The sequence below is a fragment of the Endozoicomonas sp. ALD040 genome, assembly GCF_049275945.1.
Taxonomy (GTDB): Bacteria; Pseudomonadota; Gammaproteobacteria; order Pseudomonadales; family Endozoicomonadaceae; genus Endozoicomonas_A.
Window position 1 is genome coordinate 3,462,259 of the sequence record NZ_CP184829.1, and the last position, 13,771, is coordinate 3,476,029.

At 48.3% G+C, this 13,771-nt stretch carries 7 protein-coding genes; 1 reads left to right on the forward strand and 6 read right to left on the reverse strand.

Annotated features, from left to right (window positions below; translation table 11 throughout):
* Nucleotides 1–11 precede the first annotated feature (11 nt).
* Entirely contained in the window at nt 12–1,565 is a 1,554-nt protein-coding gene (locus ACOJUN_RS12875; protein ID WP_422136993.1) for a hypothetical protein, read from the forward strand.
* Between the two features lie 635 nt (nt 1,566–2,200).
* On the opposite strand, the gene ACOJUN_RS12880 is transcribed toward ACOJUN_RS12875, so the two are convergent.
* The 6 genes from ACOJUN_RS12880 to ACOJUN_RS12905 form a co-directional block, all read right to left on the reverse strand.
* On the reverse strand, nt 2,201–3,565 hold the full coding sequence (locus ACOJUN_RS12880) for a diguanylate cyclase domain-containing protein (protein WP_422136994.1): 1,365 nt from the start codon (nt 3,563–3,565) through the stop codon (nt 2,201–2,203).
* A gap of 19 nt (nt 3,566–3,584) precedes the next feature.
* Nucleotides 3,585–4,160 (reverse strand): chemotaxis protein CheB, encoded by a 576-nt coding sequence (locus ACOJUN_RS12885; protein WP_422136995.1) that lies wholly within the window; start codon nt 4,158–4,160, stop codon nt 3,585–3,587.
* Nucleotides 4,160–4,990: a CheR family methyltransferase gene (locus ACOJUN_RS12890; protein WP_422136996.1), complete on the reverse strand. Its 831-nt coding sequence runs from the start codon at nt 4,988–4,990 to the stop codon at nt 4,160–4,162. The genes ACOJUN_RS12885 and ACOJUN_RS12890 overlap by 1 nt, the downstream gene beginning before the upstream one ends.
* The gene (locus ACOJUN_RS12895; protein WP_422136997.1) at nt 4,987–9,144 is read right to left on the reverse strand and encodes a response regulator; all 4,158 of its coding nucleotides are present in this window, start codon (nt 9,142–9,144) and stop codon (nt 4,987–4,989) included. The genes ACOJUN_RS12890 and ACOJUN_RS12895 overlap by 4 nt, the downstream gene beginning before the upstream one ends.
* 325 nt (nt 9,145–9,469) lie before the next feature.
* Nucleotides 9,470–11,122, reverse strand: a complete 1,653-nt coding sequence (locus ACOJUN_RS12900; protein WP_422136998.1) for a hypothetical protein — start codon at nt 11,120–11,122, stop codon at nt 9,470–9,472.
* A 227-nt stretch (nt 11,123–11,349) separates the two neighbouring features.
* Complete coding sequence (locus tag ACOJUN_RS12905; RefSeq protein ID WP_422136999.1) at nt 11,350–13,665, reverse strand: hypothetical protein; 2,316 nt, start codon at nt 13,663–13,665, stop codon at nt 11,350–11,352.
* Between the last annotated feature and the right edge of the window lie 106 nt (nt 13,666–13,771).

Below are 13,771 nucleotides of genomic sequence, written 5' to 3' on the forward strand. Positions count from 1 at the left end.
TAGCAGCTCTGTTGCTGCTACCGTTTTTGTCTCTCATCTGTCAGGCCGAGACATGGACAAATTCTTTTGTTGTCGCGCTTGAGCAGGAAAAAGGTTCTCCAAACCTGAGCTTCTCTATAAAGCATGACCCGAGTGCATTGCCCGGCAATCTGCCAGAGACTGTCGACACAAATGACCATAGAGGGCCATTCCTTCTGACTAGCAATAAACGACATTTATCGCTCAGCTACAGGTTAGCAACGACCCTTGTTGAGTCGATCTCATGGCAGTTGCCTTACGTCACTAACCTGCTGGTTGCTTACGAACTGACCCTGACCACCAAAGTAGCCCCTATAAGCGCTACCTCCTATTCATGGCTTCCTGCAGAAATGGTGGTCGTTGTTGGTTGGCTTTTGAAAAGCTATTGGAACCCTGATTCGCTGCTGTTCAATCCGACTAAACAACAGGAGACGAGTCAGGATAGGCCGTTTTCGAGCATTATTATGATGGTTGTTCCTGTTCCTGAACAAGGCCAACAACAACGCTATTCATCGGGATCATCCGGTCACAGAGCTTCAGGGACAAGCCAATACAATATAGGCTCTTCCCTTGGCCCACCGCCTTCTGGCTCTGGTGATGACGATGGCAACGGAGGTTATCAGCAAAACCAACATACACTGGGATTAAATTGTTTGGTCTGTAACGGCATTTGCCGCTTGCGACCATCATCCGATATCAGGATGCCAGCTGAATGGACAATGGGTTCACCAGAACGATCGACAGGCAACACTGTATTGAGTGACCTGTCTGACGTTCAACTTCAAGATACTTCTGAGCAGCCGTTTCAGGAGCCTTACATTGATTCCCTCTCTTTTGGCGGGGTCGCCTTAGACGGGGTCGCCTTAGACGGGGTCGCCTCAGACGGGGTCGCCTCAGACGGGGTCGCCTCAGGCTCAGTGATTGCAGAGGCAGCCTATAACGGGAACCCCAATCCTGATGTACCGGCGCCCTGGAATTTGCCTTCCACCAATGATTTTACGGTCTTTGACAGGATAATTGACCATCAGAATCCTCACGAACAAGACGAGTTTTTCTTAACCCCTGCCCATTCAGAGACACAACAAACAACCACTGAATCACTCCACTCGAATCACAATCAACCCAATGTTACCCGGACAGGCGCAACACAACATATAAGCGTCAAAGGTCTTTCAATTTGTAACCTGATAGTGGTCGGGGAGGATTGTCAGACGCGGTCATGCGGTGAGGTCTGTCATAGTGCCAAGGCCCTGTCGCTTCACAAAAACAGATACCACACCGGGGAACAAACCTGTGACGTAAACGTGGTCGAAGAGGGTGGTCGGCCACGGCCATGCGGAAAAGTCTTCAAGAGTGCCGAATCATTGTTGTCTCACAAAAGCAGATCCCACATCGGACATAAAACCTGTAACGTGATCGTGGTTAGTAATGGCCGGTCTCAACCATGCGGGAAGATCTGCAAGAGTGACCAAACGCTGTTTGATCACCAAAGAGAGCACCGAAAACGTACGCATGACGATGCGGATAATAACAATGACTCTCCCTGAACTGACACCCGTTCTTGATGAGGTTTTGTCCGGTGCAACCTTTGGTTTTAACACTAGGAGCCTGACCGAGAATAGCGCCCGTAGCGAGGACGGCAGAAAATTGAGGATGAAAATTCGGTTTTGTGAGGAGAATAGCGAGCTATTTGACGAACAAAAGCGGATTTTCAGACCAATTTGCTGCCGCCGCAGTAGGGCAGTCTATTCTCGGTCAGGCTCCTAGCAGCCTTTCGGACTTAAGTGTCCGTAGCGAGGATTGCAAGAAATTGAGGATAAAAATCTCTGTTTCTGAGGAGAATAGCGAGCTATTTGACGAAGAAACAGGGATTTTTAGACCAATTTATTGCAACCGCACGACTGCATGGATGCAGGAGCTAGAGAAACGCAGGAGCAGTTGCCGAGTAGGACAGTCTTAAGTCCGACAGGCTGCTAGAATGCAAGGGTGGAATTATTAAACACTCTCTCTTTGCGATACTGCTGTTGCTGTCAGGCAACCCGTCAGATATCAGCGATACAGATGACTATAAAGAATCAGCTGTGCCGCTTGATTAAAAACGACACAAGCCTGTTGATTTGGAAAAGGTCGATGACCCCAGGCCTTAGATCTATAGAGCCACCCGGGTCTGTTCAGGTGTCGTTTAGTTGCCCTGTTCTGCCCGTTCCCTCTCTTCACTGTCCAGCTCAGACGCCAGCCGATAATCATCCCGCCCGCTTTTCTTGGCCACGTACATGGCCTGATCGGCAGCCTTAAGCAAAGCTTCGGCGTCGGAGCCGGTATCTTCAGACGTTGCAATTCCGATGCTGGTGCCTACGTGTCTGGCTTCGCCATCAAGATCATGGGGCTCCCGGATTGAGGTGAGAATTTTCTCTGCAATCAGTTTGGCATCCGAAGCCTCCGCCACATCATCCAGAATAATGGCAAATTCATCCCCACCTAATCTGGCCACCAGATCACCTTCACGGACGCACTCCTGCAACCTTTGTGAAACACTTTTCAGCAAAAGATCTCCAGCATCGTGTCCGAGGGTATCGTTGATTTCCTTGAAGTGATCCAGATCAAGATACATGACAGCGGTGCTCTTATTACGCCTCTGACTCCTGGCCAGTGAAGTACCCAAAAATTCTCTGAACAGTGTCCTGTTGGCCAGCCCTGTCAAACTGTCGTATTTCGCCATCAGCAACAACTGATTTTCCAGCTTTTTACGCTCGGTAATGTCCTGAAATAATAGAACGCAACCCTGCACTTTCTGTCTGTCATTAACAATAGCCGCCATATTGTATTCTGCGGCGAAGCTGTTTCCGGAAAGCGTCCAGAGTTGTCTCTCGGATGTTTGAAAGACGCCTCCACCGACCATGGTATTCTCACGAATCTCTGACTCTTGCCACTTTTCCAGAGCCTCTTCTCCTTGAGTGTCGTAGATAAACTGACTGATGTGTTTTCCCAGCAGATTTTCTTCTGTTCCCTCAAGCATGGCGCAGGCGGTTGGATTAATGAAGGAGATCCTGCCATCGGGATCAAGACCGGCAATTCCTTCACCGGCATTATCCAACAGCAGCTTGTTCTTGCGACTGATCCAGCGAAGTTTCCTGGAGACCTGCTCAAGTTCAATTCGCTGTTCTTCCAATTGCAGAAACACCTTAACCTTGCCCAACAGGATATCCGGATTGATTGGTTTTGGCAGATAATCAACCGCACCCGCCTGATAACCTTTATTGATATAGGCCTGATCCTTGTTAAGGGCGGTCACAAAAATGATAGGAATACTGGCTGTCTGCTTATTGCTGTGAAGCAAAGTTGCCGTCTCAAAACCATCCATGCCCGGCATCTGCACATCCAGAAGGATCACCGCAAAATGATGATGAAGAACTTCTGACAAAGCCGCTTCACCAGAGTCCACTTTATGGATCTCGGCCCCCAACGGCTTGAGAAGCTTGTTCATGGCCAGCAGATTCTCGGGACGATCATCCACGACCAGAATTTTAACTCTTGGCTTGTCATCCATGACAGCCCTCCTGACTCAGTCAAGTCCCAGGTTTAAAATTCTCGGCTTTTAAACAGATAGCAATATCACTCAAGTCCAGCACATGGTCTACACAACCGGTTGCAATAGCTGAATTGGGCATGACTGGCATATCGGCTGTTTCCGGATTCTGGGCAATGGTTATTCCACCGGCCTGTTTAACTGCCCTGATACCCTCTGCACCATCTCTATTGGCGCCGGTTAAGACGACACCCACCACCTGTGTGGCAAAAACATCGGCAGCGGATTGAAAGAGAACATCCACCGACGGTATCGAATGACAGACGGGTTCATCCATGCTCAAACTCAGGGTTTCCCTGTCCTCAATCTGCAAGTGGTAACCACCGGGAGCCAGATAAACATGGTTGTCGGTCATCTTCTGCTTGTCATAAGCAATACTGACCGCCAGTGGTGATGTTTTGTCCAGAACGTTTAATAAACCCTCTTCATCACCTGATGCCAGGTGTTTGGCAATAACAACGGGGCAAGCAAAATGACTTCCCAGCTTCTGGAGCAGGAATTCCAGTGCCGCAAGCCCTCCGGCAGAGACTCCGATCACCACAACCCCGTCGTTCATCAGAGACTCTTCCTGTAGATACGCTGGTCCCGATCCGTTACTTCCAGCTGATTACTGATGGTACTGAAGAGAATATTTTCCCGCTTGCCAACACAGAGCACGCCTCTGGAACACAGGCTGTCAAACAGCAGTTGCAGTACCCGATCCTGAAGCTCCTGATTGAAATAAATGAGTACATTTCGACAGAGAATCAGGTTCATTTCTCCGAATACACCATCTGTGACCAGATTATGATTAGCAAAGGTAATATGCTCGGTCAGTCGTCCATTGAACTTCACAGAGTCATACCCTCTGTGACAGTAATCTGATAACTCTTTCTTGCCCCCTGCTTTTTGGTAGTTCTCTTCGTAGAGGGCCATCTCTTTTTCGGGATAGATACCGGTTTTGGCATGACGCAATGCCTGATCGTTAAAGTCTGTGGCATAGATCTGACTGCGATCCAGCAGACCCTCTTCATCGAGGAGAATAGCCATGGAGTATGCTTCCTGCCCACTGGCGCAACCTGCATGCCAGACTTTGATAAACGGGTAGGTTTTCAGAATCGGGACTATGTTTTCCCTCAGAGACTTGAAGAAATCAGGGTTCCGGAACATCTCTGTCACGACCACTGACATATCTTTAACAAAAGCGGCGAAAGCAGATTCATCATGAAGAAACAATGGAATCAAGTCACTGATGTGCTGAACACCCGACATTTTCATGTGCCTTCTGACACGGCGCATTAAGGATGCCCTGGCATAGCTGCCAAACTGATAACCATACTTTTCCTGAACAGCCCTTAGCAGTAGTTTCAGTTCAAAATCCTGATCCGAATCCACGGGTTCTGTCATTTAAATAACCAGACTTTCATCATTTCAGTCAGTTTGTCGATATTCACTGGCTTGGTCATATAATCATTGGCTCCTGCTTCTATGCACTTCGCCTTGTCATCGGACATGGCTTTGGCTGTCAATGCAATGACTGGCATGCTCTTAAACCGTTCAATTTCACGCATTTTGGTCATGGCTTCATAGCCATCCATCACCGGCATCATGATGTCCATCAGCACCAGCTCAATACCGTCTTCTTCATCAAGCTTATCGAGGGCATTTTGTCCATTGTCAGCAATGACCACTTCCAGCCCCAGCCCCTGCAAGCCCTTCGACAATGCAAAGGTATTACGAAGATCATCATCCACCAGCAGGATTTTATGACCTTCCAGCGATTTGTTACTCAGGGTCTCTGCTGCTGGCTTGAATTCAGCGGGAGCCGACTTTTCAACCGAATGGATGAACAGACTGACCTCATCCATCACCCTCTCAGAAGCGTAATCTCCTTTCATAACCAGAGCACGGGTATATTTCTGCAGCTCTTTCTGGTCTTCAGTCGACAACTTCTTATCGGTATGAATGACGATTGATGGCATATTGTCGCCCATCTTTTCCTGCAGTTTCTGTAAAAACTCCAGACCACTGCTGTCGGGTAAATCAACATCCATCACCAGACACTGCCACTGATTCTCTGCCATCGACTTTTCGGCTTCTTCAGCGGATGAGACCCCGGCGATGTTCATCCCCTTTTCTGTCAGCATTTTCGCCAGGTGCGATCGACTCTCTGCATCACTGTCCAATAGCAGGGCATGTTGGATATCTTCTGACAGAACCGTTTCAAGCGTGCTGAAAACCATTTCCAGATCATCTATAGACACCGGCTTGACGAGGTACCCAACCGCGCCCTGTCGCTCTGACTCATCAGGATCACGACCCGACACGATATGCACCGGTATATTTTTTGTCGCTTCATTCTTCTGCAACTGCCTGAGCACCTCTTCACCATCCATATCTGGCAGGCCCAGATCAAGGATAATAGCCATAGGCTGTTCTTCGATCGCTGTCTGAATCCCTTCTTTACCACTGGCCTCCACCAGACATTGATAACCATGGCTGCCGGAAAGCTGTTTGACGATATCCGAAAAGTGCTGGTCATCTTCAATGATCAAAATATTCTTGCCAGCCTCTGACGTCTTCTTTTTGGTCGCAATTTTTTCAGCTTCAGGAGCGGGTTGAGCTTTGGCTTTTTTTTCAGCAGCAGAGGCTATTTTTTGATAACCGTCACTGGTAGCGGATGAATGACTGTCAGCCATCACTTCTCCGCCATCAAGTGAGCAGACGGCATTATCAGGCAGATACACAGTAAACGTTGTCCCTTCTCCTTCAACGCTCTCTATGCCGATATAACCACCCAACATAGAAGACAGCTCACGTGAGATAGCCAAGCCCAACCCGGTTCCGCCGTACTTTCTGCTGGTGGAGCCATCCGCTTGCTGGAATGCTTCAAACACGGCGTCCTGCTTTTCTTTCGGGATCCCTATCCCGGTATCCCTGACCGCAAAACCGACATAGGTTTCATTGCCATGGTCTGTCTTGCGGATTGAATTAAAGACCCGAATATAGACACCACCCTGCTCCGTAAACTTGAAGGCATTTGACAGGAAGTTTTTGAGAACCTGCATAACTCTCTGGCTATCGGAGAGAATCACCCTGGTCGTGCCCGGATCAATATCCACAGCAAAATCCAGCCCCTTGTTATCAGCCAGAGGTTTGAACAGAGTCCGCATACTGGAGCACAACTCTTCGATATCCATATCCTCAAGGTTGATACTCATCTTACCGGCTTCAACCTTGGATAAATCGAGAATGTCGTTGATCAGATCCAGAAGTTCCTTACCACCGCTGTAAATCACCTGCGCGGATTCAATCTGGTCTTCATTCAGGTTACCTTCGTCATTATCTGCGAGCATCTGCGCCAGAAGGAGCAGTGAGTTGAGAGGCGTGCGTAATTCATGGGACATATTGGCCAGGAACTCAGACTTGTATTTACTGGCCTGTTCCAGCTCTTTTGCCTTGTCTTCCAGGGTTTTTCTTGAAAGCTCAATATCCAGGTTTTTGCGTTCAATCTCGGCTTTCTGTTGTTGAAGCAGCTCGGTTTTCTCCTCCAGCTCAGCGTTAGACTTCTGCATTTCCTCACTTTGGGCTTTCAGTTCTTCCTGAGATTCTTCCAGCACTCTGGCACGGCTTTCCAGCTCATCATTCACAGAACGCAACTCTTCTTGTTGCTCTTTCATGGCTTCCGATTGCCGTGTGGTCTTTTCGAGCAGCTGATTGACACGAGTTCGATACTGGGCAGAATTGATGCCAATAGCGACACTCTCAAGGGCATCTTCCAGAAAGCCTCTCTGCTCATCCGTCAGCTCCCTTATAAGGGCAAACTCCAGAACACCCTTAACTTCTCCTTCATAGACAAGTGGTACGGTAATAATCACTTTTGGAGATGTACTGCCCAACCCCGATTCAATTTTGATGTAATTTTCGGGAATGCTGGTCAGTTCAATGGCCTGTTTCTCCATAGCTGCCTGACCCACCAGACCTTCCCCAATCTCAAAACTGTTTTTGCTTTGCTGGCGTTTTTTCCAGGCGTAGGATGCCATCAGCTGCAACCGCTTCTCATCATCCATGACATACATGGCACCCGTCTGCATATCAAGATAACGGGCAAGGTAGGAAACGATGTTTTTACAGACCTCTGATAACTCCTGCTCTCCCCTCATACAGTTATTCAAGCCTGCCTGACCTTCCTGTTGCCAGCTCTTGCGATCGTTATCACTGATGACATTTCTCAACTTCTCCGTCATCTCAGAGAAGCTGCGACTCAGGTCACTGATTTCATTGTGGCCACTGAGCACAGCTCCCTGGGCATAATCTCCCGACGCAACCCGGTTGACCCAGGCCGTGATGGCTCTGATAGGTCTGACCAACCTTCGGGTAATGACCAGTGCAATCAGAATAACAATCAGGGCTGTAATGGCTGTGATATAGATCAGGCGGTTTCTGAACTGAACAACTGAGTCGAAGGCATCCTTCTGGCTTACTTCAGAGATAAGTGCCATAGGTGTGCCGGCTACCTCAATGGCATAAAAGGTTCCCAGAACCCTCTCGCCGTAAACATTGGTGTAGCTCTTGATATGAAAATGCTGATCGACCTTATGACTGTCGGAGGCTTCCGAGTGAAGATCAAGCTCTCCGCCAAAAAGCTCATTCAACTCTGCATCGCTATCAAGACCGTGACTTTCATCCTCCGTGTCATGGTCATGGATTTCATGGAATACACCTTCGACATCAATATGAGCTATCCAGTCCTGCGTCAGGATGTTATCTGCTTTCAATATCATGGACTGGCTTGAATCCAGGTCTGTACCGTAGCGAATGTAGCCATCCTCACCAATAAGATAAGATTTCAGAGCATCACTAAACTGGTTTTCACTCTCAAAAATGTCCTGAACGTTGTGAGCCAGAATCTGAACCGCCAAAAAACCAATGGCTTTCTCTCTCTCGTCCACCAGCGGCAAAATAAAAAAACTGACTTTCTGGTCTCCAATGGGTGGATACGCAGTCACATCAGCGTACTTAGGTACCAAATCTTCAAGACTCTCGCGTGCAGCTTTTGCAAATGAGGTGTTGGCAAGAGTTCCATTGAAAATGTTCTTGCCCAGATCGTCGTAGGCATTCACGGTGAAGAGAATATTACCTTCCGTATCCCCCAAAATCAGGTCGGAGTAATCGTAGTAACGTAAAAAGTCCACAAACTCACTGGAGTACTGGTCCAGAATCTGGTTGTAACCGTCAGAATTAATGAACGTTTCCGTTGATTTCCTGAGATCGCTGTGACTTTTGATCAGGTGCGACAGAAAATCCCGGGCCACCCCGGCCTTGATAAACAGGTTGGTCACTACTGAGTCAAAATAATCATTAATTTGCTGACTCAATAACTGGTTGACGGTACTCAACTGCTCATAACGAGTCTGAACTATTGTTTGCTTACCCTGGCGGTATTCGTTGAAACCAATCACCGTAATAGGTCCCAGCGAGAGAATCATGAACCAGACAAAGAGTGTTACTGATAGACCATGCCTGAATTTTCTTTCAGTTGATTGTTGTGCATCCTGCATTTATCTGGCCATCCCTGCCACTTAAATCCCAACTATGTACGGTGTAATGCTTACAGCCTGAGTTGCCAGACTTCAGTAGTTTATCTCTTATTGCATCGCCTCTTTAAGGTAAAGTTTTAGAGCCGATAAGCTGGGAAATACTACCGGTTATCCAATAGAAAATGGGTCAGTCGGGAAAGAAACCCAGCAAAGCATCATACTTTGCTAAGGGAAGGGCTTTACTGGATTTGAATTTTGGCTTTTACGACATCCTCGACAAGGCGGGGAGTGTCACAAATAAAAGGCTGCAAAACGTAAAACCTGATGAAAGGCAGGAGACGGGTCGTTACTTACTCACTTTACCTTCTTTATGACCGAGGCCATCGTCCAGGCCCCGATCAGCAGGTTTGTGTTTACGATGTATTCTTTTGTGATCTGACAGTGCTTTAGCGTTCTTGCAGAGCTTTGCACATAGCCGCGGCTGACCATTCAACCCGACCACGGTTAAGTTACAGGTTTGTTGGCCTGTGTGTTCTTTTCTTTTGTGATGCGACAGAGCTGAAGCATCTTTGAAGACCTTCCCGCATGGTCGCCGCTGACCATTTGCCCCGACTACTGTTATGTTGCAGATTCGTTGCCTGCCGTGTTGTCTTCTTTTGTGATCCGTCAGGGCTTTAGCACTCTTGCTAACTGCCCCACAGGGCTGCGGCTGGCCATCCTGGCCGAAGACAGCTACGTCACAGGTTTGTTGCCTGCTGTGGTGCCTTCTTTTGTGATCGTTCAGGGCTTGGGCATTGTTGCAGACCGTCCCGCATGGCCTCTGCTGACCATCCTGCCGGATCACTGATACGTCGCAGGTTTGTTGTCCTGTGTGTTCTTTTCTCTTGTGATAATCTAAGGCTCGAGCATTTTTCCAGACCGTCCAACATGGCCGATGCTGACCATCCTCCGCGACCACTTTTAAATGACAGGTTTGTTGCCCTCTGTGGAGGCCACTTTTGTGAGACGAAAGGGTTTTAGCACTCTTGCAAACTGTCCCGCAGGGCTGAGGCTGACCATCCTGGCCGACGACAGTTACGTCACAGATTCGTTGCCCACTGCTGTTTTTGCTTTGTACTTTGTCTGTCCGGAAAAGATGAGGTGGGCTTTGACTCTTACCCAGATTGAGTAGCCCGCTGATTATAATCAAATCATCAGAGGTGGCAGACACATTCCCGGGCAATTGCATATCGCCTGGCTGATGAGTTCGGGGCTGAGAATCTCTAGCGGTTACAGAATCAAAATCACTGATGCAACCGGCTGATGCTTCTGTGTTGTCTGTCGAATTTTTTTCAGAATTCAGCGTCGATTCAGAGGGCCCGCTGCTATCCGATGCTGGTCGTAATTGACAAACGCCGTGACAAGAGTTGACGAAACAGTTTAAACCTAAAGTGTGTGAGTCTTGTTTGGGGTCTTCGTTACCATTGCCAGAGTCAGAACACAGAAGATGAGTGAAATAGCCCGTGGGGTTGTTAGTGGCTTGTGGGGCTTGTTGGCCTGTTGATTCTGGTGATGGGTATTGTGGTGAGTTATGTCCGAAGCCGAACATTGTGGTGATGATCGCAAATGGCTGATCCTCCTGTGTCAAAAGAGATGCCGATTGTAGTTCAATCGGTTTAAACACGGGTGAATCGGGGCTCCAGTAGTTTATTAAAACCCAGCTGACAATCACTTCTAAAGGTAACCATGAATAATCATTGGAATTTAAGGGCGTGTCTTTGATGGTCAGGATCAGTTCGTAAGCAATCAACAGATTCGTGGCGTAGAGTCTTTGCCATGAAATCGACTCAATGAGGGGTGTTTTTACCCCATAATTGCAGGGTTTATGATTATGCAGAAAGTCTTGTCCTGCATAGCCGTTTTTTTCGATAATTTCTGACGGGTTGCCCGAAAATGTACGACGGTCATTCTTTATAAAGAAGTTTTGCTTTTTAAACCCTGTACTCTGCTCAAGGTCCACAGTAAAACGACCTGTCCAAGGTTCGGCCTGAGATGGCACAGACAATGGCAGCAGCAGAAACAGCAGTACAGTAAAGAGTAAGTGTCTAATAATTCTATCCTTGCATTCTGGTTTACAGAGAGGAAGGATAGATCAAGACAACTAGCGTGTTTTTCTATCAAAAACCTTCTGTCAGAAACTAGAGGCTGAACTGGACAAATCTTCATGAAAGGGTTGGGGTCAGATGGTTACTTACTCACTTTACCTTCTTGGAGACTGAGGTCATCGTGCAGATCCTCATCAGCAGGTTTGCGTTTTCGATGTATTCTTTTGTGATTCGCCAGAGCTTTAGAATTCTTAAAGAGCTTTCCGCATGGCTGCTGCTGACCATGCTCGCCGACCACGGTTTTGTCGCAGGTTTGTTGCCCTGTGTGGTTTCTTCTTTTGTGTTTCGCCAGATCTTCAGCATTCTTACAGGGCTTTTCGCATGGCCGCTGCTGACCATGCTCGCCGACCACGGTTTTGTCGCAGGTTTGTTGCCTGCCGTGATATCTTCTTCTGTGTTCTGAAAGAGCTCTGGCAGTCTTGAAGAGCTTCCCGCATAGCTGCGGCTGTCCATCCTCGATCACTGTTAAGTGACAGGTCTTTTGTGTCCTGTGCATACTGCTTTTGTGAGACGACAGGGCTCTGGCATTCTTGCAGACTGATCCGCAAGGTCGAAGCTGGCCATCCTGCCCGACCAAGGTTACTTCACAGATTTTTTGCCCGCTGTGGTGTCTTCGTTTGTGATCGCAGAGTGCTTGAGCATTGTTGAGAACCGTACCGCATCGCCACTGCTGGCCATTATTCCCGACCACGGTCAGGTCACAGGTTTGTTGTCCAGTGTGAACTATTCTTTTGTGAGTTGAGAGAGCTTGAACGCTCTTGCAGATCTTCCCGCATGGCTGTTGCTGGCCACTTTCTGCGACCACGGTCATGCTACAGGTTTGTTGCCCTGTGTGTTCTTTTCTTCTGTGATACTTCAGAGCTCGAGCATTTTTACAGACTTTCCCGCATGGTCGCTGCTGACCATCCTCTCCGACCACTGTGAGTTGACAGGCTCGTTGCCCCATATGCATAGTGCTTTTGTGAGCCGACAGGGTTGCAGCATTCTTGCAGATTACTCCGCAGGGCTTCAGCTGGCCATCCTGCCCGACGACGTTTAAGTCACAGGTTTGTCGTCTGCTGTGGTATCTTTTTTTGTGATCCGCCAGGGCTTGAGCTTCGTTACAGATTGTCCCGCATGGCCGTTGTTGGCCATCCTGCCCGAAGACGATTTTGTTACAGGTTCTTAGTACGTTGTGGCTTTTTCTTTTGTGTGCTATCAGGGCTTGAGTGTTCATACAGATCTTCCCGCATGGTCGATCCTGATCGTCCTCCCCGATCACCATCATGTCACAGGCTTTTTGCCCGCTGTGGTATCTGCTTTTGTGAGACGACAGGGAATGAGCATTCATGCTAGCCTTCCCGCACGGACGCTGTTGGCCATTCTCCCCGACTATGGTCACGTCACAGGTTCGTTGCTTGCTGTGATCTCTGGCTTGTTTTGTGCCTGTTTGGGAAAGGCGAGTTCGGCTCAGTTGGGATGATCCTCTTGTTTGTTGTGTTTCTGAAGTCGCCATTGGAGAGGGCAAATGCTTAATCGTAAAAGAAGTGATGGTTTCTCCGGGGGGGCGGTGCCTGCGTAGATTGAGTAACCCGTTGATTATGATCAAGTCATCAGCAGTGGCAGATAGATTTCCGGGCATTCCTGCGTCATCAGGTTGATGAGTCTCAGGCTGAAAGGGTTGCCATGAAGCAAAACCACTTACGCAGCTCAAGCAGTGTCCATCCGTCAAATGAGGGTGTGAGCTTTGCCCGGGTGCTGTTTTTGTGGGGTCTGTCGAATTTTCTCTGGAATTCAGCGGCCATTCATTAGGTTCTGTGCTATCGGTTGATGTTCGCAATCGACAAAAGCCACGACAGGGATGAACGAAACAATTTAAACCTAAAGTGTGTGAATCTTGTTCAGGGTCTTCGTTACCATTGCCAGAATCAGAGTACACTGGATGGATGGAATAGCCTGAAGGATGGGTCGTGGCTTTTGGGGCTTGTTGGCCGGATGGTTCTGATGACGGGTACTGTGGAGGGTTATGTCCGGAGCCAAACATTGTAGTGATGGTCACAAACGGCTTATCCCCCTGCCTCAGCATAGATGCCGACTGTAGTTCAATCAGTTTAAACAATGGTGAATCAGGGGTCCAATAGCTTCCTAGAAGCCAGCCAACAATCACTTTTAAAGGTAACCATAAATAAGGATTGTAACTTAAGGGCTTGTCTTTGATGGTAGGGATCAGTTCGTAAGCAAGCGCCAGATTCGTGGCATAGAGCCATTGCCATGAAAACGACTCAATGGTAGTGATTTTTACCCCGTAAACGCAGGGATTATGTCGATTATCATCAGGTGGAAAATCTGATCCTGAGTAGGCCTTTGTTTCGCTGATGTCTGACGGGTTTTCCGAAAACCTACGGCGGCCACTTTTCATGACAAAGTTTTTCTGTTGAGATCCTGCACCCTGCTCATGGTCGATTTTTAGATGCCCTGTCGAGGGTTCTGCCTGACAGAGGACAGACAATGGCACTAGCAGGCAA

Excerpts from the sequence above, each read along its gene's own strand:
- ACOJUN_RS12880 (WP_422136994.1), bottom strand. The coding sequence starts at position 3,565 with ATGGATGACAAGCCAAGAGTTAAAATTCTGGTCGTGGATGATCGTCCC.
- ACOJUN_RS12885 (WP_422136995.1), bottom strand. The coding sequence starts at position 4,160 with ATGAACGACGGGGTTGTGGTGATCGGAGTCTCTGCCGGAGGGCTTGCG.
- ACOJUN_RS12890 (WP_422136996.1), bottom strand. The coding sequence starts at position 4,990 with ATGACAGAACCCGTGGATTCGGATCAGGATTTTGAACTGAAACTACTG.
- ACOJUN_RS12895 (WP_422136997.1), bottom strand. The coding sequence starts at position 9,144 with ATGCAGGATGCACAACAATCAACTGAAAGAAAATTCAGGCATGGTCTA.
- ACOJUN_RS12905 (WP_422136999.1), bottom strand. The coding sequence starts at position 13,665 with ATGAAAAGTGGCCGCCGTAGGTTTTCGGAAAACCCGTCAGACATCAGC.